This is a genomic window from Saccharobesus litoralis, assembly GCF_003063625.1.
Classification (GTDB): Bacteria; Pseudomonadota; Gammaproteobacteria; order Enterobacterales; family Alteromonadaceae; genus Saccharobesus; species Saccharobesus litoralis.
On record NZ_CP026604.1, the window covers coordinates 2,857,283 to 2,882,484 of the forward strand.

The 25,202-nt window shown below is 40.4% G+C and carries 17 protein-coding genes; 11 read left to right on the top strand and 6 right to left on the bottom strand.

All coding sequences use genetic code 11. The annotated features are described in order from the left end of the window. Nucleotides 1-4: 4 nt before the first annotated feature. The 4 genes from wecA to C2869_RS10145 form a co-directional block, all read right to left on the bottom strand. Entirely contained in the window at nt 5-1,075 is a 1,071-nt protein-coding gene (gene wecA / locus C2869_RS10130) for a UDP-N-acetylglucosamine--undecaprenyl-phosphate N-acetylglucosaminephosphotransferase (RefSeq protein ID WP_108602816.1), read from the bottom strand. 373 nt (nt 1,076-1,448) lie between these two features. Then, nucleotides 1,449-2,615, bottom strand: coding sequence for a nucleotide sugar dehydrogenase (locus tag C2869_RS10135; RefSeq protein WP_108602817.1), 1,167 nt, complete (start codon nt 2,613-2,615; stop codon nt 1,449-1,451). 334 nt (nt 2,616-2,949) lie between these two features. Beyond that, entirely contained in the window at nt 2,950-4,389 is a 1,440-nt protein-coding gene (locus C2869_RS10140; RefSeq protein ID WP_108602818.1) for a phosphomannomutase, read from the bottom strand. Nucleotides 4,390-4,997: 608 nt separating this feature from the next. After that, a complete protein-coding gene (locus C2869_RS10145; protein WP_108602819.1) occupies nt 4,998-6,410 on the bottom strand; it encodes a mannose-1-phosphate guanylyltransferase/mannose-6-phosphate isomerase in 1,413 nt (470 codons plus the stop codon). 685 nt (nt 6,411-7,095) lie between these two features. Here C2869_RS10145 and C2869_RS10150 point away from each other — a divergent pair. Next, on the top strand, nt 7,096-8,475 hold the full coding sequence (locus C2869_RS10150; RefSeq protein ID WP_108602820.1) for an MBL fold metallo-hydrolase RNA specificity domain-containing protein: 1,380 nt from the start codon (nt 7,096-7,098) through the stop codon (nt 8,473-8,475). A gap of 114 nt (nt 8,476-8,589) precedes the next feature. Here the strand turns inward: C2869_RS10150 and galU are convergent, their stop codons facing one another. Beyond that, nucleotides 8,590-9,492 carry a UTP--glucose-1-phosphate uridylyltransferase GalU gene (galU, locus tag C2869_RS10155; protein ID WP_108602821.1) on the bottom strand — a complete coding sequence of 301 codons (903 nt, stop codon included), beginning with the start codon at nt 9,490-9,492 and terminating at the stop codon, nt 8,590-8,592. 558 nt (nt 9,493-10,050) lie between these two features. On the opposite strand from galU, the gene C2869_RS10160 reads away from it, so the two are divergent. From C2869_RS10160 to C2869_RS10180, 5 genes are all read left to right on the top strand, one after another. Then, entirely contained in the window at nt 10,051-10,926 is an 876-nt protein-coding gene (locus tag C2869_RS10160; protein WP_108602822.1) for a hypothetical protein, read from the top strand. 92 nt (nt 10,927-11,018) lie between these two features. After that, nucleotides 11,019-12,332, top strand: a complete 1,314-nt coding sequence (locus tag C2869_RS10165; RefSeq protein ID WP_108602823.1) for a DEAD/DEAH box helicase — start codon at nt 11,019-11,021, stop codon at nt 12,330-12,332. 966 nt (nt 12,333-13,298) lie between these two features. Further along, entirely contained in the window at nt 13,299-13,637 is a 339-nt protein-coding gene (gene glnK / locus C2869_RS10170; protein ID WP_108602824.1) for a P-II family nitrogen regulator, read from the top strand. A gap of 39 nt (nt 13,638-13,676) precedes the next feature. Continuing rightward, a complete protein-coding gene (locus C2869_RS10175) occupies nt 13,677-14,951 on the top strand; it encodes an ammonium transporter (protein ID WP_108602825.1) in 1,275 nt (424 codons plus the stop codon). A 158-nt stretch (nt 14,952-15,109) separates the two neighbouring features. Then, nucleotides 15,110-17,440 carry a TonB-dependent receptor plug domain-containing protein gene (locus C2869_RS10180; RefSeq protein ID WP_108602826.1) on the top strand — a complete coding sequence of 777 codons (2,331 nt, stop codon included), beginning with the start codon at nt 15,110-15,112 and terminating at the stop codon, nt 17,438-17,440. A 614-nt stretch (nt 17,441-18,054) separates the two neighbouring features. Here the strand turns inward: C2869_RS10180 and C2869_RS10190 are convergent. Next, nucleotides 18,055-18,591 carry a YfiR/HmsC family protein gene (locus tag C2869_RS10190; protein WP_108602828.1) on the bottom strand — a complete coding sequence of 179 codons (537 nt, stop codon included), beginning with the start codon at nt 18,589-18,591 and terminating at the stop codon, nt 18,055-18,057. Nucleotides 18,592-18,925: 334 nt separating this feature from the next. Here C2869_RS10190 and C2869_RS10195 point away from each other — a divergent pair, with 334 nt between their 5' ends. The 5 genes from C2869_RS10195 to dtd all read left to right on the top strand — a co-directional run bounded on the left by C2869_RS10195 (nt 18,926) and on the right by dtd (nt 25,050). Beyond that, nucleotides 18,926-21,625, top strand: a complete 2,700-nt coding sequence (locus C2869_RS10195; RefSeq protein WP_108602829.1) for an ATP-binding protein — start codon at nt 18,926-18,928, stop codon at nt 21,623-21,625. A 69-nt stretch (nt 21,626-21,694) separates the two neighbouring features. After that, complete coding sequence (locus tag C2869_RS10200; protein ID WP_108602830.1) at nt 21,695-22,615, top strand: Dyp-type peroxidase; 921 nt, start codon at nt 21,695-21,697, stop codon at nt 22,613-22,615. A 3-nt stretch (nt 22,616-22,618) separates the two neighbouring features. Continuing rightward, nucleotides 22,619-23,413: a YihY family inner membrane protein gene (locus C2869_RS10205; RefSeq protein WP_108602831.1), complete on the top strand. Its 795-nt coding sequence runs from the start codon at nt 22,619-22,621 to the stop codon at nt 23,411-23,413. 176 nt (nt 23,414-23,589) lie between these two features. Further along, the gene (gene pip, locus C2869_RS10210) at nt 23,590-24,546 is read left to right on the top strand and encodes a prolyl aminopeptidase (RefSeq protein ID WP_329604255.1); all 957 of its coding nucleotides are present in this window, start codon (nt 23,590-23,592) and stop codon (nt 24,544-24,546) included. Nucleotides 24,547-24,612: 66 nt separating this feature from the next. Further along, nucleotides 24,613-25,050 (top strand): D-aminoacyl-tRNA deacylase, encoded by a 438-nt coding sequence (gene dtd / locus C2869_RS10215; RefSeq protein ID WP_108602833.1) that lies wholly within the window; start codon nt 24,613-24,615, stop codon nt 25,048-25,050. Nucleotides 25,051-25,202: the final 152 nt, after the last annotated feature.

Consider the following 25,202-nt stretch of genomic DNA (forward strand, 5'->3'; position numbering starts at 1 on the left):
GCTATTAAGCCAATCTGATTTTTTTTAACTTACTCGCTCTTCTTAACACCCTTATGCGTTTAACTAGCTTCCATACATGAACAATCGCGTGATTGTACGCAAGAAACATTGCGATAAATAAAACTAGCATTAACGGCTCAGGCCATTGGTATATTTCTGAAATTATCCCTACTAAAGACAACATTACAGATGCAGTGCAAATAATCATTAGAGATTGTCTTGCAGTGAAGCCTGCACGCATAAAAATATGATGTAAGTGATCTCTATCAGGCTTAAATGGTGATTGACCTTTGCGAATTCTTCGGTACATGATTGCTGCCATGTCCATGAGTGGGATAGCTATTATCCACAATGCGGTTACTGGTCGAAATGCTGCATTTTCACCTTGTGTGCCAATAACTAGTATCCAAATAACGCTTAAGCCTATAAACATAGAACCTGCATCACCCATAAATATTTTACGAATATTGCCAGGGAATAGGCTTAAGTTAAATAATAAAAACGGAATAACAGAGAAAGCTATAATTAAAGGCAGAGTTACATGCTCGCTATTATTTCCTAGATAGAACAGTATCGCTGAAGAGCCAAAAGTGGTTAATGCTAGGCTACCCGCTAGTCCATCGATACCGTCAGTCATGTTAAACGCATTAATTGCAGCAATAACTGCGATAATAGTAAATAAGGTTCCAATAGTACCTAAATACACATCGCCAAAACCAAACAAGTTACCTAAATTAGCTAAATATGCTTGTTCGCCATAAACTAGAATGCAGGCTATCAGTATTTGGGCGATTATTCTCAATTTAACTGATAAATCATGGTAGTCGTCCATCACACCTAGCAATACAATTAAACCAGCAGATATTAAGAATAGTTGAATTAGGTTGTCGTTTGGGAATGCCATCATGCAGGCTGTCATGGTACCTAAAAATATTGCTATACCACCAACTAAAGGCACCGCACCATTGTGATGTTTGCGGGCGTTGGGTAGGTCAACTAAACCTACCTTATCTGCAATAGGTTTTAAAAATGGAATAATAATAAGGGTTGTGAGCAGTGCGGTTAAAAATTCCACGAGGACTCTCCATCTTGTTCCTTGCACTAAAATCTATCTTATTATAGTTGCTTTTATTTTAAAGCAATATGACTAATTGGGAATTAGTTAGAAATATTGCGACATGCAGCGCATTGAAGCAGAAATTTAAACGAATGCGTATCTACTCAACGTAATTTATTTTTCGCGCCTTGGTATTAATTCCCTGTCCACGTCAACTCTGTCTTTGCTGAGAATGTGGTAATTTAGTGACCTTGCTAAGTAAATGTGGGCTAAGCTTACTTTAATAAAGGCGCTGGATACCTGAATTCTCAGGTATGACGGCATTTTTTATACATGTGGTACAAATTTCCCTCTATATACAAACATGCTGAGTAGTTACAATCTGAATAGATCAATCGTTACCAAATAAGTCCCTTGTATAGACTTTTTCAACGACATCTTTAATATCATCAGTTAAGCGGTTGGCAACAATTACATCTGATATTTTTTTGAATTCTTCTAGGTTATTTATGACTTGAGAGTTGTAAAAGCTTTCTTCTTGTAATACTGGCTCGTATACAATTACTTCAATGCCCTTAGCTTTTAATCGTTTCATAATACCTTGAATGGCAGAGGCTCTAAAATTGTCAGAGCCCGATTTCATAATTAAACGATATATTCCTACAACTTTAGGGTTACGCTCTAATATTGAATAGGCGATAAAGTCTTTACGCGTGGTGTTGGCGTCGACAATTGCGCGGATCATGTTGTTAGGTACATCTTGATAATTGGCCAGCAATTGTTTTGTATCTTTAGGTAAACAATAACCACCGTAACCAAATGATGGGTTATTGTAGTGGTTGCCTATTCTTGGGTCTAAGCCCACACCTTCAATGATTTGTTTAGTATTTAAACCGTGTGCTTCAGCGTATGAGTCTAATTCGTTAAAATAGGCGACTCGCATAGCAAGGTAAGTGTTTGAAAATAGTTTTACAGCCTCAGCTTCTGTCGAGTCCGTAAATAATGTTGGTACATCTTGCTTTATCGCTCCCCGCTGTAATAACTGAGCGAAAACTTGCGCTCTTTCTGATTGTTCGCCAACGATAATGCGTGATGGGTGCAAGTTGTCGTACAGCGCTTTGCCTTCACGTAAAAATTCAGGTGAAAAAACAATGTTGTTACAACACAACTGTTGTTTAATTTGTTTAGTGTAACCAACAGGGACGGTTGACTTTATTACCATAATTGCTGTTGGGTTTATTTCTACTACTGTTTTTATTACGGCTTCTACAGATTTGGTATTAAAGTAGTTTGTTTGTGGGTCGTAATCTGTTGGGGTTGCGATTACAACGTAGTCAGCACCTTGATACGCTTGTTGTGGGTTTAACGTCGCTGTTAAATTCAGTTCCTTGTTGGATAAGTACTCTTGAATCTCTTTATCTTCAATAGGTGACTTTTTATTGTTAATTAAGTCTACTTTTTCTTGAATTATATCAACAGCAACCACTTCGTTGTGTTGTGCAAGTAAAATGGCGTTAGAAAGGCCAACATATCCGGTACCGGCAACAGCAATTTTCATTTGTTATTTTCTCTATGTTTTTTATTTTGGCGATTAAACCAAGCTAGCTGTTGAAAGAAATTTCAACCTACAAAATTTAGACGTTTGAGATGAACATAAAATTTATGTATTTATACATAGTTTATCTAATTAGCTGGCTTGGTGGTAGTGGTATTTGGTGCGGGTAAACCACACCTTATAAGGGCTGGCTTTATGCCAGCTAACCTAATGTATTAAATAGCTATTTGGTTGGGGGATGAACCCCACCCTTGGATATTGTTTTTGTAGAGCTGGCTTTATGCCATCTAACCTAATTTATCAAATTGACACTTGGTTGTTGGGGATAAACCCCACCCTACAGGGTTTGAATAGCTGTTAGTGTTTTATTAACCAAGTTTTGCGCTGTGATTACATCGTTTGCCTCGGCGTAGCAGCGTAATTCTGGTGCGTTACCTGATGGGCGAAGATGTACTATGTTACCGTCGCTTAAGGTCATTCGCAGGCCATCAGTACTGTTGATGTTTTTTATTTGAATTTCGCCAAAACCTAGGCAGTGTATTAACGCGTCTGGTTGTTTTAAGCCATCAGTTATAATGGCTTGGCTTTTTTCGGTTGCAAAGTTTTTGATTCTATCACTAGCGGTATAACGTTTAGGTAATGCGTTAACTACTGACTTAACTCCCTGTTTAGTGGAGGCCATCATTAACATTAATGCGGGTAATACTGCGTCGCGAGTCGGTAATGCAGTTAATGTTTGGTTATTTAGCTTAATGTCGCTACCTAATAAGTAGCCGCCATTGGCTTCAAAGCCTGCTATGGTTTGATACTGCTTGGCTAATTCCGCAAATTCAGCGATGACATAAGGCGAACCTATTTTGGTGCGGCTTATGGTGTTAAATAGCTGACTGGCTTCGATAGCTGTGTTACAGCTAACCGGTACTGCTAATGCTTCAACCTTGAGTTGGGCTGAACAAATTAAACCGAGTATGTCACCGCGTAACCATTCGCCATTTTCCCCTGCAATTAAAGGTCGGTCACCGTCACCATCGGTCGAAAATAAAAAGTCGAGTTGATGCTCTGTTACCCAATGTTTGGCGCGCGCTACATCTTCATCTGATACCGCTTCAGTGTCTATTGGCACAAACTCATTACTGCGCCCTAAACTAATGACTTCTGCACCAAGTTGGCTGAACAACTGGCTGTATAGATCACGGCCCGCGCTAGAGTGTTCATATATACCTAAGCGTTTCCCCGCTAATATAGGAGCACTAAATAATGACAAGTAGCGGTCAAGGTAAGAATTGGCGGCGCGGTCGTCAATTTGTAAATCGGGTAATTGTTCTATAGCGCTAAATGCGACTTCAGCATTTTTGATAGCTGTTTCATCTGATTTGCTAATTTCGCCATCGGGGCGATAAAATTTTAAGCCATTGCGATCAAATGGGATATGGCTACCTGTGATCATGATTGATGGCTGTTTATCTTGCATGGCTTGATAAGCTAATGCAGGTGTCGGAATAACGCCATAGTAGTTAACTTTTATGCCTTGTTGTTGTGCGGCTGCAGCGCAGGCTTGTGCCATGGCATAGCTGCTAGGTCGATTATCAATGGCAAATGCGATGCTATCAAATGTAAAACTTTGTTTGGCAACGCTGATAAAAGCATGGGTGAATGCTGCACAAGCATTGCTGCTAAATTGTGTTACCAGGCCACGCGCGCCACTAGTACCAAACGCAATACCGCTGGTTTCGATGACTTGGTTTGTTTGTAAGCTTGTTGTTTGTGATGCGCTCATTGTTATTTTTTCCGTTAGGGTTGGGCGTTTAGTTAATAAAAGTTTTGAATGGTTGAATTTAGTTTAATGCTGCTTCCAGAAAGTAATGATCAGTTCGATTTATTCTCTCGGTATACAAAACGCACTAAGATCCTAATATTTTTAACCATATTTCGATTAAACGAACAACTTCTGGCTGAGCCCGTTGAAGTCTCGTTACTTTTTTAATTTACCGACACTTCGACTGCTTCGCGCTCAGTGTGAAGGTGCTCATAAACCTAATACTTATGTTTTGATCGCTACAGCTTTCAATGAATCAAAATTGAAACCTTTCTAGGTTGTATCCACATGTAGCAATCCGTGTTTATCGGGCTACAAGCTGAGTTACATAGTTTTGTGAACAAAGCTAAGAGTAGGCTTTGAAACAATACTTATCCATCGGCCTAAAGACCGACCTACAAATTTTATTGCTGCGATGCATCGATCTTAAGGCTAATTTATTGTTAATTTTGCAAGCATAAATGCTCGCCTACAGGGCTAAAGGCTAATCTATCGTGATTTGTAGGGTCGATTTTTCATCGACAAACCTTGTGTTAGTCGAAATAAATTCGGCCCTACAAAAAAACAGCTTATTTGCTGACGCGTCCGTATATGTCTTCAAAACGAACAATATCGTCTTCACCTAAGTATGAACCCGACTGTACTTCAATTAGTTCCAGTGGCACTTTACCCGGGTTTTCCAGTGCGTGTACAACACCAACGGGTATGTAGGTTGACTGGTTTTCGGTGAGTAATAGCGTTTGTTCACCATTGGTTACTTTGGCTGTACCAGATACAACAATCCAATGTTCGGCTCTGTGGTGGTGCATTTGTACTGATAGTTTTGCGCCTGGTTTTACGGTAATTCGTTTAACCTGAAAGCGCTCTCCGTTGTCGATTGAGTCATAGCTGCCCCATGGGCGATAGACTTCGCGATGGAATTCAAATTCGCTACGTTGGTCGGCTTTTAGCTGATTGACAATGGCTTTTACTTGTTGGCATTTATCTTTATGGGCAACAAGAACCGCGTCTTTGGTGTTTACCACCACTAAATCGTCTACACCTACGGTTGCTATTAACTTTTCACCGGCAACAACTAACGTGTTGTTGGTATCTACTGATTTAACATCACCGATAAATGCATTGCCTTTATCATCTTTTTCTTTTACATCCCACAATGCAGCAAAACCACCAACATCGTTCCAGCCAGCATCTAAAGCTACTACTACGGCGTCTTGGGTTTTTTCCATAACAGCGTAGTCAATGGAATCATCCGGACAGGCTTTAAAGGCTTCTTCGTTTACGCGCACAAAGTCTAAATCGGCGGCTTCCTGCGCCATGGCCAACTCGCATGCTGAATAAATATCAGGGCGATGAGCTTTAAGTTCTTCTAGGTAACGGCTGGCTTTAAATAAAAACATACCGCTATTCCAGTAATATTGGCCACTGGCTAAATAGTCTTCGGCTGTGGTTTTATTCGGTTTTTCGACAAATGAATCAACCGTAAATTGTTGTTCTGCTTCAAGCGGCTCTCCACGCTTAATATAGCCGTAACCAGTTTCAGCATGACTGGGTACAATACCAAAAGTAACCAGCTTGCCAGCTTCTGCCAATGGTAGGGCTGATTTTACTACGTCACAAAATGTATCGGCTTGTTTAATATCATGATCGGCAGCTAGTACTAACAATAATGGATCTTCTCCACTATTAATTGCTTTTATAGCAGCCAAGGCGATAGCCGGAGCCGTATTGCGCCCCACGGGTTCAAGAATGATAGATGAATTTTGTTCAATTTGGCGCATTTGCTCAGCAGCCATGAATCTGTGGTCTTCATTACAGATTAGCATTGGTGCTTTAGCGTTTAATGCGCTTAAGCGCAATGCGGTTTCTTGCAGCATGCTGTGCCCAGAAATTAACGGAATAAACTGCTTGGGGTATTTAGAACGCGATAAAGGCCACAAACGAGTGCCTGAACCACCCGCCATTATTATAGGTAAAATCATCCTGAGTTACTCTTGAACTAATTAAAATTTAACTTGGATTGTTGTCTTATTTCAGTTTGAATTAGACAACACGAACAAATAAATAACAGCATTGTAAAGTAGCAAACCCAGCTTAGCTATAGCCGTTCGGCTATAAATTAGAATTTGTGAGCAATTTTGCTATAACTTATTGGTTGATTGTTGGGGGGTTGTGTTTTTTGAGCGGATGTTTGCCTTACACGTGCCAATCCGGTTTAGTTTAAATTCTGCTCGCCGAATAAATAATTCGAACTTATCATTTATTTCTAGTACTGTTTCCAGAAAGAAATGATCAGTTGAATCACTCGCATAATTTACTATCACTCCTGATGTTTTTAGCCATATTTAGATTAAATAAACAACTTCAGGCTGAGCTTGTCGAAGTCTTATTACTTTCTAATTTACCGACACTTCGACTGCTTCGCGCTCAGTGTGAAAGTGCTCACCAATGTTTTCAACTAATCAAAATTAAATTTAAAAGGTACTAGAAACTCTATTAGCAATATCAACGTTTCTAGTTTTTATGGTTAAAACCCCTTGTTTTTTATGTTTTATCTCTTGCGCTCGATAGGCTAAATCATCTAGTATCTTGGTTATTATTGGTGATGATTAACTTGGTTTTTCTTTCGCCTTTATGTTGGTTAGGGGAATTTAAAAGGATTTTGTTATGGATATTTTGCATCATGGTGCAGTGGACGGGGTGACAGGATCTTGTCATCAATTGGTGGTGAGTGATTGCCAGTCGTATTTAATCGATTGTGGCGCGTTTCAAGGTGCAGAGGTATCAGCCAAAGGCGCTGGACATAATCAACTTGAAATAGAGTTTGATATTAGCACTGTACAGGCGTTAATTGTTACCCATTGTCATATTGATCATGTTGGGCGTATACCTTACTTAATCGCTGCTGGTTTTAAAGGCGCTATTATTTGCAGTCGCGCGTCAGCTCGTTTATTGCCATTGGTTTTACAAGATGCTATCGAGCTATCACTTACGCGTAACAAGAACTTAGTTGATGGCTTTTTACGGCGCATTGAAAAGCAAATGATAGCGCTGGATTATAAAACCTGGTTTACCTTACCCGGTAACCAACCGGTTGCTATGCGTTTACAGCGCGCTGGGCACATATTGGGTTCTGCCTATGTTGAATTTGATATTAAGCAAACTGATAGCCGAGTGGTTTTTTCGGGTGATTTGGGTGCACCCTATACGCCTCTGTTACCCGCTCCTCAAGCCCCGCGTCGGGCTGATATATTAGTCATTGAAAGCACCTATGGTGATCGCTTGCACGAAAAACGCAAGCAACGTCGGCAACAGTTAAAACGCGTAATAGAGCGAGCGTTAGCTAATAAAGGGACTGTATTGATCCCAGCTTTTAGCATTGGTCGTACACAAGAGTTGCTGTATGAGTTAGAAGATATTATTCATAAAAGTAAACATGGGCAGCATGGTAAAGCCAATATATGGCAACATATTGATGTGATTGTTGACTCGCCATTGGCCGCTAAATTTACCGAGTATTATCGAGAGTTGTCTTTGTTGTGGGATGAAGAGGCTCGCGCAAAATTAAAGTCGGGGCGGCATCCACTCAGTTTTGAGCAGCTATATACAGTTGCTAGTCACGATGAACATGTGCGTGCGGTTAATTATTTGCATAGCACAGGTAAACCCGCCATTGTTATTGCCGCGTCGGGCATGTGTGCAGGGGGACGAATTGTGAACTATTTAAAGCAATTATTACCAGATGCTCGAACCGATGTGTTGTTTGTGGGTTATCAAGCGCAAGGTACATTGGGGCGTGATATTCAAACTTATGCACCACGCGGCGGTTATGTTTTTATTGATGAACAAAAAGTCGAGATAAAAGCGCAAATTTATACTTTGTCAGGTTATTCTGCGCATGCTGACCAACAAGATCTGATCAATTTTGTGACTCGCATTAACAAGCCGCCACAGGAAATACGTATAGTACATGGCGATAATCAAGCTAAGTTAGCTTTGCAGCATAAGTATTCTGAGTTGGGGTTCAATGCTCGGGTGATGTCGTAGAGTGGATGATACTATTTTTGTAGGGCAGGTTTACACCTGCCACTCGAATTTGCTTGTTGAAATAAATTTCGATCTACAATGAGATAAGCTTAAGCCTATCCAAATACAAAAGAATTATTTGATTGATTGAATAAATTCGCTAAATTCTTCGCCGTGTACTCGATGACGCATACTGTATTCAACAAAGGCTTTCATGTAGCCAAATTTATTGCCGCAGTCGTGGCTTTTGCCTTTTAGTACGTAAGCGTTAACTTGCTCCCAGTTCATTAAAGTGGCAATTGCGTCGGTTAATTGAATTTCGTCACCAGCGCCTGGGGCTGTTTTGTCTAAAATATCCCAAATTTCGGCAGACAATACGTAACGGCCTACAACGGCAAGGTTAGATGGAGCCTCTTCTTGTTTGGGTTTTTCAACCATACCAAACATTTTACCTGATTCACCTTCACCTAATTCAGCTCCTTGTAAATCGACAACGCCATATTTACTCACTTCTTGCTCGGGTACGGCTTCAACCATAATTTGATTTACACCATCTTCTTCATACTGGCGGATCATATCCGCTAAGTTCTCAGTTTTGGGGTCGTGGGTAGAGTCGTCAATTAATACATCAGGTAACACAACAACAAAAGGTGATTTACCCACCATAGGGCGTGCGCATGCAATAGCATGGCCTAGGCCTTTAGCAACACCTTGACGTACGTGCATAATGGTAACGTCTTTCGGAATGATACTTTGAACTTCTTCAAGTAATTGACGTTTAACGCGTTTTTCTAATATAGATTCTAACTCAAAGCTAGTATCGAAGTGGTTCTCAATCGAGTTTTTACTTGAGTGAGTAACAAGAATGATCTCTTTTATGCCAGCTTGTACTAGTTCGGTAACAACGTACTGGATCAGAGGTTTGTCTGCGATAGTTAGCATTTCCTTAGGGATCGCTTTTGATGCTGGTAGCATACGTGTCCCCAAGCCAGCGACAGGAATGACTGCTTTTTCTACGCGTTGTGGTTTATAGCCCATAATTTTTACCCTTATATTGTTGCCTAACTTACTAAGTTCATGTTTATTGTTGGTCGCTGGTATTTTTACCACTACGTAGCAACAAAAACGGGCTGGAACTCGTCAGGCTTATTCCAAAATTGCATTCCGTGCGTGATGTTCCATTAATTTGACTATAACAAGAAGATTTAGTTGTTGTATAGCTTTTTATTTAACCAGTTGCTGTCTTGCAGGTTCACAAGCATAAATGCTCATCTACAGGGGGATAGATTGGTCAGCCTTGTTTTGCGCTTAATATTTATCCATAACACGCAATGGCAAATCACTAGCGTGAGACATATCTCAATCACTCGGTTGTTAACTCTGATCTGCAGTAGCGTGATTGAATTATGTTAATAGAAGTGAAAACGCGCTTAAATTATAAAAAACTATCTAAATCAAATGTATAAGTTAACAAAGCTTGTCGATATAGCGATTAATCGTAATGCTAGAACAAGCAGTTATCGCCATTTCATTAACCAGCTTCACTATCCTTAGTCTTGTCCATTCGGATCACTAATTAAAGGGCAAGGGATAAGTATGAAGCGGGTCATAGTGCATTTATTATGTTTGTTCACTACGCTGATTGGCGGGTTTGCTAATGCGCAGCAGGTGATTTTACCTCAAGCGTATGACGATAAATCAAGCTTGGCTTTATCGGTAATACAAAGCGCGTTGCAAGTATCTGAACAGCGTTCTCAAGTGAGTATTGCGGATCATCAAATTGCAGAGCAAGGTTTAGCTGATGCATTAAAGAGTCACGAAATTTCGTTATTTTGGGCGAGTACCACTAATGAATTAGAAACTGAGTTTTTTCCGGTTCGGGTTCCTTTGCTTAAAGGAATAGACAGTTATCAAATATTGCTGTGCCGTGCTGAATCCATACCTGAGCTTAATTTAATTCGTCATGCTGGTCAGTTACGCCAGTATAAAATGGGAGTGTTAAACGCATCTAACAACGCTAATGTGTTTCAGCGCAATGGCTTAAATACGGTGGCAACCAGTAAATGGCAAAACTTAGTGTATATGCTAGACGGCCAACGGTTTGATATTATGGCCACTTCTGTTTTTGATATTGCTAAAATTCAAGCCTTACAAAATCAGGTTAAATACCCGATAAACGCTAGCACATTACAAGGCACTTTAATTTCATATCTTGCACCAACTTACATTTTTACCAATAACGCGCAGTTAGCCGAGCAGATTAAGCAAGGGTTAGAGTTATTAATCGAATCAAAGCAGTTGGATGCCATTTTAAATGCCGATGACAGCTATCGGCAGGCGTTAGCATTATTGGACGAATTTAATGGTGAAGTTATTCAATTGCAAAGCCAGTTACAAGCAAACGTGCAACCGTTGGCGCGTCCTGAGTTATGGGTGCATTTAGCTAACCAATCACTCTTAGCCAAAAATTAGCGTTAAAGCTAACGCCAAGCTGCAACAGTTAGGTATAATCGCAATTTTTATTTGCCCGTATTCGGTTTAATTGGGCTAGTGAGGTATTGCTGTTGCAGTTTTCTGAATTTCGTTTGCACCCTTTGTTGCTTAAAACCATAGATCATTTAGGTTTTACGCAAGCCACTGAGATCCAACAATTTGCTATTCCAAGTGCTTTACAGGGTGCTGATCTCATCGCGTCTTCAAAAACAGGCTCAGGCAAAACCTTGGCTTACCTTCTACCTTTGTTAAATCGATTGTTTTATAACCGAGCGTTAAGTAAACGAGACCCGCGTGGGGTTATTTTAGCGCCAACGCGTGAACTGGCTAACCAAGTTTATGCCCAAGTTCGTTTGTTTACTGCCAATACGCAATATTCGGCAGCTAAATTAATTGGCGGTGATAATTTTAATGATCAGGCCAAAAAATTACGTAGCAATCCTAAAATTATTGTCGCGACACCAGGGCGCTTGGCTGATCATCTAAGCCATCGTCATGTGTTTTTAAATGGTTTGGAAATGCTGGTATTTGACGAAGCCGATCGTATGCTTGATCTGGGTTTTATTGAGCAACTTACCGCTATACATAAACAAGCCGATCATCGTAAGCGGCAAACTCTGATGTTTTCTGCCACTATGGATAATCTCGATGTGGTTAAAATGGGGCAGCAGTTTCTTAACCAGCCTAAGCGTATTGCGGTGGGCGAGGCAAACCAACCTCATCAAGATATTCAACAAAGCTTTTATTTATCAGATGGCTATCCACACAAATTAAAACAGTTAGCGCATTTAGTTAGCTTGCATCCGCAAGAGCAAATTATCGTTTTTACCGCGACGCGAGACTCAACTCAGGAGCTTGCCAAATTTTTACAGGAAAATGGTAAAGACGCGACTTTCTTATCGGGAGATATGACCCAAGCTAAACGCAATCAAGAATTAGATGGCTTTGCTCGAGGTCGTTCACAGGTGTTAATTTCGACAGATGTCGCCTCTCGTGGATTGGATTTGCGCAATGTTGGTGCAGTAATCAATTTTGATTTACCTAAATTTGCTGAAGAATATGTGCATCGGATTGGTCGTACTGGACGCGCTGGATTTAAGGGCGTTGCTTATTCTTTAGTGTCAAAGCGCGACTGGCCAAGCTTTGAGTTGCTACAAGCATTTTTGCAGCAATCAATTACTTTTGAAAATATAGAGGGCTTGGCTGCTAAGTTTAACGGTATTAAGCCACAAGCGAAAAACGAGTCGAGTCAAGGTAAAGACAAAAAGTCATCTACCAGTAAAGCCGCCGGCAATCGTAAAAAGACTGTTTCGAAACCGAAAAAACAAGTTAATTTGGTTAAACCTAAAATTGATTTGGATGCGCCACCTATGCGCAAAAAGTAATTGTGCGCATTAAAGCTGTCTTGTAGCGGGCTTAATGCCTGCTTCGCGTTTGGTGCTTACTTTTGTATGTCGGTCTTTAAGCCGATGGGTAAGCGAGCTATGCAGGTTTAATATTGCCTTGAGGGATGGTGTATCTTTTCGTCTAAATAAATTTCGGCATACACAAGATTTTGTTTTTATTGAATATTTTTAATTGTTCTGGGTAATAAAATTAATAAGCCATAGATGGTTTACAATCTTTGGATAAGGTAATTAATCTACCGATTTTTGTGGAAAATAACCGTTTCAAAGTACAAGTTTTTGTTGGCGAGCATTTATGCTTGCAGAGCCTGTAAACTTTTCTGACTAAACGTAGCAGAACTAAAGAGTTTTGTTCCTGACAATTTCTATGTACCTGCATGCAGGCGCCAGAAGTAGGGAGGGAAGCTAAGTCTCGCCAATAGCATGGTTCAAATTAAAACTTGTCTACTCAATGAATAAATGGTTGTTTCAACCACCTTATTGACTGCATTATATTTCAATAATTTACCCGCTACGGATTTGTTTTAACTCAATTTGTCGGGCACTAAAATGGTGCCCATCGAAGTATTCACCTTTTTGGTGAGTTTGTTAATGAATTTTTAACAACTCTATTCAGTTAAAAAAGATTTGTTCATTTTATAAAACTCTCTCTAAATCATTGTAATCTATTAAAATAGTTGGTTTTTTGTTCAGGCTGGCTACAACGTTTTTATTTCGAATGTAAACATAAAATAACTAAAAAGCCGGGATGTGATGACTCATTCTAGTTATTTGCTTTATTTTTGTGCATTAAAACTTGCTTCTGGTGCATTGTTTTGGTGCCTTTATAGTCATCTTATATGTTGGTTGTGGTCAAGTTGTTGATTTTTATTGCTTTTTACTTTTTGGCATAACTGTTGAATAACCACTTCCGGGATTAATTTTTTATTAATTTGGAGCAATGCAATGAAACTGGTCACAGCGATCATCAAACCATTCAAACTGGATGATGTCAGAGAAGCTATCTCTGAAATTGGCATCGACGGTTTAACCGTGACTGAAGTTAAAGGCTTCGGTCGTCAAAAAGGTCACACTGAGTTATATCGTGGCGCAGAATATCAGGTAGATTTTCTTCCTAAAGTAAAATTAGAAATCGCTATCACAGACGACAACGTTGAACGTCTGGTTGAAGCAATTTCTTCTGCGGCGCAAACGGGCAAAATCGGCGATGGTAAAATCTTCGTTTACGATTTAGAGCAAGTTGTGCGTATCCGTACTGGTGAAACTGGCGATTCTGCTATTTAAGCCTAATCGAATTTATAAGAATATTTTGGGGAGAATATAATGGAAAACAACATATTCCACTTACAATATGCTATGGACACCTTTTACTTCTTAGTATGTGGTGCTTTAGTTATGTGGATGGCGGCTGGTTTCGCCATGCTAGAAGCGGGTCTTGTGCGCGCTAAAAATACAACAGAAATTTTAACGAAAAACGTCGCGTTATTTGCGATCTCTTGCATCATGTACTTAGTTGTCGGTTATGACATCATGTACGGCGGTGGCGTTTTCTTAGCGGGTATCGAAACGGTTGATTCAGCAGCTGTTTTAGGTGACTTCGCAGCACGTGAAGGTGGTTTTACTGGTGGTTCTATCTACTCTGGTGCTTCTGACTTCTTCTTCCAAGTTGTTTTCGTAGCAACTGCAATGTCAATCGTATCTGGTGCGGTTGCTGAGCGTATGAAGCTTTGGGCTTTCTTAGCTTTTGCTGTTGTAATGACTGGTTTCATCTACCCAATGGAAGGTGGCTGGACTTGGGGTGGCAATGAAGTATTTGGCATGTTCAGCCTAGGAGATGATTTTGGTTTCTCTGACTTCGCTGGCTCAGGTATCGTTCATATGGCTGGTGCGGCTGCTGCTTTAGCGGGTGTTTTATTGCTCGGCGCTCGTAAAGGTAAATATGCTGCAGACGGTTCAGTTAAAGCTATTCCAGGTGCAAACTTACCATTAGCAACTTTAGGTACTTTCATCCTTTGGATGGGCTGGTTCGGTTTCAACGGCGGTTCAGTACTTAAATTAGGTGATATCGACAACGCTCATGCTGTTGCTATGGTATTCCTTAACACTAACGCAGCAGCTGCTGGTGGTGTTGTTGCAGCTTTAGTTGTTGCTCGTATCTTATTCAAGAAAGCGGATTTAACAATGGCATTAAACGGTGCATTAGCAGGTCTTGTTGCTATCACTGCTGAGCCTTCTACTCCTACAGCGCTTGAAGCGACTATCTTCGGTGCATTAGGTGGTGTTTTAGTTGTTTTCTCAATCGTTTTCTTAGACAAGTTAAAAATCGACGATCCAGTGGGCGCTATCTCTGTTCACGGTACAGTTGGTTTATTAGGTCTATTATTAGTACCATTAACAAACGATGGTGCGTCTTTCTCAGGTCAAATTATCGGTGCCTTAACTATCTTCGTTTGGGTGTTCGTAACAAGCTTTATCGTTTGGTTTGCTCTGAAAGCTATTATGGGTATTCGTGTCTCTGAAGAAGAAGAGTACGAAGGTGTTGATATCGCTGAGTGCGGTATGGAAGCTTACCCAGAATTTACTTCAGGTACTAAGTAATAAGTTAGCATTTGATTAGTACTTATAAAGCCTCGGTTAATACCGGGGCTTTTTACGTTTTAAGCCCTTATTTTTACGACAGATTTTCGCGACATCTGCTTAAATCTATGTAAAAATTAAACGAAACCCCCACTTACAAGCTATAAGCAGATAAAGTCATGGATGCAGATAAAAAAACTTTATTCGTTACTGGTCTTTTCTTTAGTTCAATTTCCTTTGCTTCCAGTCATAGTCACAATGATCTCGCTTCATTGTCTATGGAACACCTCGAATCTATGTCGTTATCTGAGTTGTTGGAATTAAACGTGATCACTCCATCACGTACCAAGCAAAAATTGATTGATGCGCCTGCTAATATTCAAGTCATTACTCAACTGCAAATAGCTCAGCGTGGTTACGCTAATTTGGTTGAAGTGCTGCAAGATTTACCTGGGTTTGATTTTTCTACTTATGAAGATGGTGGTGGCGAATACCCTACACATAGCTCAAATAGAGGCTTAGGTGGTGGTCCTGGCAACCCTAAGCTATTAATTTTGTTAGATGGCGTAGTGCAAAATCATGTGGCATTTAATTGGTCGCAGTTGTGGGGAGAAGAAAACATTATTGAAGACTTGGACCGGATTGAAATTATTCAAGGTCCAGGTTCTGCTGCTTATGGCGCTAACGCGTTTTCAGGTGTTGTTCATTTAATTACTAAAAAACAAGTAGCCGAAGAAAACACTAATTTACATGTCTCGCTAGGAGAGGGTAAACAGCGCGGTTTTACCTTAACCCATCAAAGTATGTACAAAGATCTGCATATGAATGCAGCGATAAAGTCGTATCAATATGATGGTGACTCTGGGCTTGGCCGTTACGATCCGGCTGGTTATTTTTCTGGACAGCCATGGCCCAATACTCAGGTCGAGTCTTACGATAACCAAGGGCAATATCAAACGAACTCTGTAAACCCATTTGCAGGTCAACAAATGCCAGCCGGTTTTAACACCAGTAAAGACATATGGGCGATGCGGGCGAACGTCAGTTACTTTTCTCCGGAAGAAGAAAACTTATTAAAAGGCGTAAGTAAAATTAGTTTAGGTTTTTACCTTTGGGATAAAACCGAAGGTTTAGCCAGTTACGTGCCTAATTACGAGTATCAATCTTGGCGCAGTGATTTTGTTTCGCACCATACCGGCAAGCATATTTATCTTGATGTCGATTATCGTTTTAATGACAAATGGTTGTCTCGTACACGGGCTTGGTATCGTGAAAATCGACAAAAGCCAGATACAGGTTTTCGCTATACTTACCGTTTTGCTGAACTCGCTAAAACTTACCACAGCTTTAACCATCAAGTGGGTATTGAAGAGCAATTAGAATGGCAACAAAGTGATGATTCGTCACTGGTGTTAGGTGCGAGATTGATGGAAAGCGATAAAATGAACCAGATCGCATCTCTGGGGCGTAACCAAGCAGGGCACGATCCTATGACCAGTTCGTCATGGCGTCGAGCGACCCAAGATGACTTTCAGCTTGGCTTAGCTGAGTCGCAAGATATTGATGTTGTCGCTGAATCAGCGGTTTACGCTATTTATGACTCGGCTTTATCTTCTCGTTGGAACTACAGCTTAGGTTTGCGTTACGATTACAGTGAAGACTTTGGTAATACATTTAATCCGCGTTTAGGCTTTATTTATAAAATGCCGTCAGACTTTTTTGAAAAGTTGAACGTTAAATTTTTGTATGGTCAGGCTTTTCGTGAACCGTCTATTTTTGAGTTAACGGATGAGCACCGCGGTAATAGTCAGTTAAAACCGGAAGAGGTTGCTACTTATGAAGTGATTGCTCAAGGTAACTGGCAAAATAGTGATCAGCAAGGTGTTGTTGAAGCATTTAACTTTACCAGTAGCGTATTTTTATCGGATATGACAGATGTGATCTCGCTAAATACTGCCGCTGCAAGAGATATTCTAGGTGACAGTGGTTCGCATTATTTTAATGCCGAGCGACAAAAGGTCATTGGTTTTAGTTTGAGCTCTGACGTGCAATTTAGCAAAGGGGTCAAAAGCTATATTAATTACCACTTTAACAAGGGCGATGGTTCATTAGGCGATAAAGGTTTAAGCAATGTTGCTGATCATAAAGTTAATATGGGATTAAATTACGACGCAAACGCATTTAATTTAGATTTACGCCTTAACTATGTCGGTAAGCGTAATGTCCCTAGCACCAACACCTATTTTACCGATTGTCATGCCCCTGGTTACACCAAGCTCAATCTGCACTTACGTGGTAAAAAGCTTAATTTAGCTGGTTTTAACATTAAACCTTCTCTTAAAATAGAAAACCTATTGGATGAAGATTACTTTGGGGTGGGCCGCCAAGACGGTTCTAGTGATGTTAATGCCTACGATGCCCAAACCAATATCAATCCGTCAGGCTTTATTCCAGCTTACCATCCACAACCCGGCAGGCAGATTTTTATTAAATTAGAAGCCGACCTTTAATTGTCGGCGCAATGATGCTTGCTGAGTTTGAAAGAAGTCTTTTGTGGGCGAGCCTTTAAGCTTGCAGAGCCTGCAAAGTAACCTTTTGTGGGTGAACATTCATGTTTACAAAGCCTGCAAACCAACCCTTGTAGGCGAACATTTATGTTTGCAGAGCCAGCAAAGCAACCTCTTGTGGGCGAGCTTTTAAGCTTGCAGAGCCTGCAAACCAACCCCTGTAGGCGAACATTTATGTTTGCGAAACCCGCAAACCAACCTCTTGTGGGCGAACATTTATGTTTGCAAAACCTGCAAACCAACCTCTTGCGGGCGAACATTTATGTTTGCAAAGCCCGCAAACCAACCTCTTGTGGGTGAACATTTATGTTTGCAGAGCCCGCAAACCAACCTCTTGCGGGCGAACATTTATGTTTGCAGAGCCTGCAAACCAACCTCTTGTGGGCGAGCTTTTAAGCTTGCAGAGCCCGCAAACCAACCCCTGTAGGCGAACATTTATGTTTGCAGAGCCTGCAAACCAACCTTTCGTGGGTGAACATTTATGTTTGCAGAGCCAGCAAACCAACCTCTTGTGGGCTAACATTTATGTTTGCGAAACCTGCAAACCAAATTAGATCTTAAGGAAAGGTGGTAACTATTTTCAGTACTTTAGGTTTCCATTTTAACTGCGCTGTAAACGAGCTAGTTAAGTTTAAATAAAACTTGGCTTTGCCTTTGACTGTACCTGTCCCTATGGTTGCACCTCGTTTAACTAACTCAGTTTTACCTGTGGCAATAATAGCTTTGTGTTTTTCTGCATATTTAAGCGCATCAGATAAGTATTTTTCGTCATTGATATAAACAATCGAATACGTTGCAGTTGGCAATGAGTCGCCTTGAGATACACGCTGAATTTTGACCTTGCCTTTGGTTGATGTGCCAGTATTTTTTAAGCGACTAAAGGCTTGATACATTTCGCTATTATCAACCACGAATACGCTAATTTGACTATGGTCTATGTTATCTTCGTAAGCGAGAACCTTGGTCAGTAAAACGGCTTGAATATTGGCGGGTAACTCAACAGCGTTGCTTAAATAAGAAATGGTTAGCAAGCACACGCATATAAAAGCTTTGCTTTTAGTTGATAGTCCTTGTAACTGTTTACCCATTTGCATGCGCGCGTTCGACCTAGTTCCGTTAAATCATTAATTAAAGTGTAAAGCGTTGTTAGCCGTCTATACTAACACTGATTTTTTTAGTAAAAAATCGTTACTTGATGAATCTTGCTAATTAACGATTTAATCTGGCAAATATTAAGTAATAAATAAGACTCTATCGTTATTTACCTAGTTTACTTTATGAATTAACCAATATGTAACTTTAATTTTACGCAATCGTTACTCAATGGCGCGATAGGCTGTTTATCAAGTGCAAATCATGCTATAACGTTAGCCAATCTTCAGGGACGTTTTTTGTTAAAACGAGTTAGGATTGTCAAGCAAACTAAACATGAAAAAGCCAAAGCTCAGTTATAAAGTCATTCGATACGTTATACCTTTGGTTATCGCTCCGCTTATCGTGTTGGGCGGGTTTGCTTTAATCAATTCTAATATCGCCTCTAAACAACAATCTGAATTAGTTGTCGCACATGGAGTCGCGCAAAATAGTCAAAAACTGACAAACTATTTATCTGTTTTCGGTCAAACCATAGGTCTGCTTTCTCGTTCGCCAGTACTTGAACATTTAATGTTAACTGAGCAAGGGTCCAGTGATTTCCAAATAAAATCTGGTGATTTACTTGCTGTATTTGCCAGTTACACAGAAGCCTACCCTGATATATCCAGTATTGAACTGTTGGCGATTGACGGTCAAAACCTCGCTTTTTTTTCCAGTGATTTATTTGCTGAATCTGAATCAGCTCGATTAACTTCTCATTTACCCAATGTTAATGATGAACAAAAGCTTGTCGTAACTAAGGATGAAAGTGGCACGCGGATCCACTTTGTGCGGCGCGTTAATTTAAATGATTTTGAAAAAGGCGTTATTAAGCATTGGGGCTTTTTGGTAATTAACTTGCGGTTTGATCTGATCCCTGAAAGTATCAATGCTTTGATGTTTGAAGGTAGCGTTAACCTATTGTATTCAGAGCAAGGTCACGTTGTGTTTAGTTCTGATCCGAGTTTAACCGGTGTGCAACTGCCGGAAAACGAAATCGCCAAACTAAATAAAGTGGCAAGCGATGGTAAGCCAATTGCCAGCCAGCTTAGTTTTCTGCCGGAACAAAGTTATGTGCATTTTAATGCTGAACTAAAAGACGGTTTACGCTATTTATCTGCTGTACCTTATAAACAGTTATATGACGGCGCACAAAAAATTACGTTTTTGGCGTTAGTTTTGTTGATGATCAGTATTTTTGTCATCCCAACGTTGATCTTTTTAGTGCTAAAACGGATCTTAGTAGAGCCGATTGAAGAGTTGGGGCGGGCGAGTAAAAAAGTCGGGCGAGGCGATTTTAATCTCAAATTTAACTTTTCTAGTCAAGATGAATTAGGCGACTTGTTTAAAGATTTTCAGTCAATGACGGTGCAATTAAAAGATTACCAAACGAGATTAGAAGACTATAAACAACATTTAGAAGAAAAGGTGCAACTACGTACAGAAGATCTACACACTGCGAATGAGCAATTAAGACAAGCTATTATTGAAGCAGATAATGCCAACCAAATGAAAAGCCGCTTTTTGGCGAATATGAGCCATGAAATCCGCACGCCTCTGACTGCCATTATCGGCTTTACCGAACACTTATTAAATGATGATCCCGATCCTGAACAGCGTCAGAAAAACCTGTCGACAGTATTACGCAACGGGACGCATTTATTAGAACTGATTAACAACATACTCGATCTTTCTAAAATTGAAGCGGAAAAAATTAAAATTGACCAACAGCCAGTCGACTTAATTACCATCATAGATGATATTAATGCAGTAATAGCCCCCAGCGCGGTGAATAAAGAATTGGTTTTCGATATTGATTACCGCTTTCCATTGCCTTGTAAAATTGAATCTGACGACACGCGTCTTAAACAAATTTTACTTAATGTTTGTACTAACTCGGTTAAATTTACCAAAGAAGGTCAAATTAAGCTGACAGTACGATGCGACACAGCCACACACCAAGTCATTTTTACGGTTACTGACACTGGTATCGGTATGACGGCCGCTGAATTAGAAAAAATATTTAATCCATTTGAACAAGCCGATACCAGTACCACACGTAATTACGGTGGAACAGGTTTGGGTTTATGTATATCTAAGCACTTGGCTAATTTGTTGGGCGGCGATATTCGCGTTAAAAGTGAAAAAGGCAAGGGCTCTGAATTTGAGATCGCCATTGCAACCAATATGGATAATATGGATATCGATTGGATTGAGTCACTGCCTAATGCTGCATGCAAAGATGTCAGTGCACCTAATAGTGAGCAATTAGCGACTTTGGGCACAATCTTAGTGGCTGAAGATAACCCAGATAATCAGAATCTTATTCGCTTGTTGTTGGAAAAACGGGGTTTTGAAGTCGACATTGTTGAAAACGGCGCAATGGCGGTAGAGGCTGCATTAATTGAAGATTACGATCTTATTTTAATGGATATGCAAATGCCCGTGATGGGCGGGGTAGAAGCCACCACTATGTTACGTGGTGCGGGCTATGATAATCCTATAATTGCCTTAACAGCCAATGTAATGAAAGACGATATCGCTCAATACGAAGCTAATGGCTGTAATCACACTGTTGCTAAGCCCATTGATCAGCAAAGTTTATTTGAAGCCATGCAAATAGTGTTACAGGAAAATCAAGCGCATTTATCGAGTTTAACTGAATTTGAAAATGTTATTCAAAATAGCCAAGAGTATGCATCTATCAGCGCGACGTTTCTCGATAATTTACCGAGTAGTTTGCAAGCGATAACGAGTGCATTCTCATATCGAGATTGGACTCAGTTGGCCGCAAATGCCCATAGTTTAAAAGGCAGTGCAGGGTGTTTTGGTTATCCACAATTAACTGAATTGGCTGCCCAAATAGAGAAACAGACAAAAAATGAAGAGTTAGGCCACGCAGAAAAAATTGCTACGCTACAACCGCTGATTGAACAGTTACAAAGCCAAGTGGCGACGACAATTGAACAATCCAGTACGCTAATGACTGAATAATTTGGATTAGCGCTTCATGCTGAGTTATGCTTAGGGTCTTAAGTTACTCAATAATAAAAACATTTATTCATGGCACGCCCGCAACCAGGGCTTCTTGCAGAAGCCAATCTACAAAGCTTGTATTTACTATTTAAAGCGGTTCCTGGCACCGAGGCGCTGATCCGCCATCATCTTGCTTGTTTTCATCCTATGATCAATGACTATTGCGATGAATATTCAGAAAGTGAGTTGAGTGCGTTTGTAGCCATTGGCAGTGAATATTGGCGTACATTGTTTGGGCAACATGCTCCTAAGCGTTTAAAGCCCTTTCCTGAAATGGCCAAAGATACGCGGGTAGCTCCACATACACCTTATGATGTTTTTATTCACATTCGTTCTGATCGGGTTGATGTTAATCACTTAGTTGGCTCTCATGTTTGTGAGTTATTCGCAGATTCGTTAAAGCTAGTTGAGCAGGTAAAAGGCTTTCGTTATTTAGATGGTCGCGATTTAACTGGGTTTGTTGATGGTACCGAGAACCCGCATGGTGCTAAACGGCGGCAAGTGGCTTTAGTTGATAAGGCTGACGATAGTGATTTTGCTGCAGGTAGCTATGTGCATATCCAACGTTATCGCCACCAAATGGAAAGATGGAATGAAACGCCAACCATTCAGCAAGAAGACATTATTGGCCGCACGAAAAGTGATAACCAAGAATATCCGAGTGAGAAAAAATCAGCATTTGCCCATATTAAACGCACTAACTTAAAAGATGCGGCGGGTAACAGTATAGAAATACTGCGTCAATCTATGCCTTACGGTACTATGAAAGTTCAAGGGCTTTTCTTTATTTCGATTTGCCATAGTCCAGAGCCTTTTGAGCTTATGTTAAGTAGTATGATCAACGGTGATGAGCATGGGGTTTATGACAAGTTATTGGATTATACGCGGCCTGAGACAGGTGCAGCTTTTTTTGCTCCGTCACTTGAATTTTTACGGAAAAATATTTAACCCATGAAGTTAGCGTTGCGCGCATTTTGGTTAAAGTGCCAGCAAGATCAGATTGCTTTAGCGGCAGGGCATTTATCCTTCATTTCATTGCTCGGTTTAGTGCCTTTTTTTGTTATTTCTTTATCCTTACTCAATTCTTTACCCGGCTTTTCTGATCGGGTTAACGATCTAGAATCGGTATTGGTACAGCACATGTTGCCCGAAGCGAGTCAGCAAATCGTCGCTTACTTACATGATTCCATTGCCGCGTTGGATACCATCTCTGAGTTAAGTATTGTGGCATTATTCGTGATTGTGTTTTCGTTATTACGTAACGTTGATCAACAAATTAATCGAGTGTTTTGCAAAGGCAACTGTCGTTCATTGCGCCGTTCTTTGGTGGTTTATTTTAGTATCTTGCTATTTGGCTCTATTTTATTAGCTGCCAGTTTTGTCTTGACCTCGATCGTGGCTGCGTCGAGTTTTGTCAGTCAATGGCTGCCGAGCTGGGTTATGGTACTCGCTTCTGGCTTTTTACCCATCTTGTTATCTGTCGCTTTCTTCATGCTGCTATACTATGGATTACCGTTAACGCCCGTTAAGTTTCTTGCCGCGTTGCAAGGTGCTTTGTTAGCAAGCTTGCTGTTTGAAGGTTGTAAGTGGCTGTTTAATTTATATTTACTTTATGTGCCCACTTATAATGAGCTGTATGGTTCGTTAGCCATTTTGCCTATATTTTGCCTTTGGCTGTATGTCATGTGGAATTTAGTGCTGTTGGGAGCGCAATGGGTGTATTGGTTTAATTCTCGCTTGAATTAAACGGTTGCTGTTCCTATTAGTGAGTCGATACAAAAGTTATTACATGTAGAGTTTGTTGCTATTAACAAACGTACAAAATTAAGAAATCAGAATCATTGTAGGGCCGAATTTATTTCGGCTAACACAAGGTTTGTCGATGTAAATCATTCGTCTATTAAAAAGTTCAGGTAATGACTATGGTATACCCACAAATTAAGCCTAATGATACCGAGTGGTTAAATGTTGGCGACGGACATGAAATATATATAGAACATTCAGGTAATCCGGATGGCTTACCGGTTATTTATATTCATGGTGGTCCTGGTGGTGGTAGCTCGCCTATCTATCGCAGTTTGTTTGACCCAACAATTTATCGCATTATTCAATTTGACCAGCGCGGCTGTGGCCAATCTAAACCCTTGCTGTCTTTACAGAACAATAATACAGCAAGTTTAATTGCTGATATTGAGCGTATTCGGCAACATTTAGCTATCGACAAATGGTTAGTCTGTGGCGGCTCATGGGGCACCACGTTAGCCTTATTATATGCTTTGCAGCATACCGAACGTGTGTCTGGTATGATTTTGCGCGGTATCTTTTTAGCGCGACAGCAAGACATCGATTGGTTATACGGTGATGCTGGCGCGGCTCGCTTATTTCCTGATTATTATCAGCAATTTCAACAACCGATAGCCAATGATAATCGGAGTCCTATTCAAGCTTATTGGCCATTATTGAATTCAGATAATCAGTTGCAACAATTAAACGCTGCTCGGCAATGGTCATTGTGGGAATATCGTATTTCCCGTTTAACTTTTGCGCAAAGCACCGAAGCTGAGCTCGTCGAGCCGCATTTGTGTTTACCTATGGCTTTGTTGGAATGTCATTATTTTCTTAATCACAGCTTTATTGAGGAAAACTATATACTGAACAATATCGGTAAGCTTAATGCGATCCCAGCTACGGTGATCCATGGTCGTTATGACGCTGTGTGTGATGTTGGACAGGCTTGGCAACTGGCTGAAAAATGGCAAAGTTGTAAATTAATGATAGTGCCAGAAGCCGGACACTCTATTGCCGAACCCCAAATTGCTGCGGCTTTTTGCCAAGCCACTCGGGCGATGGCCAAATATATGCAAGAGCAAGGTTGTTAGAGCGTCTTATTACAATAGATAAAAATTGATGTTCGTTTAAGTTGGTTACAAAAGAAATAAATTAAAATGAAAGCATTATTACAGCGTGTAGCGCACGCCGAAGTAGTTGTTGATGGGCAAATCGTTGGCAAAATAGATCAAGGTATTCTGGTATTGTTGGGTGTCGAAAAGGGCGACGACGATGCGAAAGCTAAGCGTATGGCTGAACGAGTAGCTGGTTATCGTTTGTTTGAAGATCAAGCTGGCAAAACCAACTTAAGTGTTAAAGATATAGCGGGTAGTTTACTAGTCGTATCCCAATTCACATTAGCAGCGGATACGCGTAAAGGCATGCGCCCCAGTTTTTCTAATGCAGCTGAGCCAGCGTTAGCAGAGCAATTGTATTTAAATTTTGTTGAATACGCGAAACAACAAGGTGTACCCGTACAAACTGGAACATTCAGAGCGGATATGAAAGTCAGTTTGCTAAACGATGGACCAGTGACGCTTTGGTTGGAGTTATAGTTATAGTTAGAGATTAGAGTAGAAGTCTCGTGGCGAGATGTGGCTTACAAGCCCTTGTTTTTGGTATCTGCATGGATGCAGGTAATTAGAATTTTTCGGGAACAAAATGCTGTTGTTTTGTTCTTTTGGACAGAGAGGCTTGCAGGCTCTGC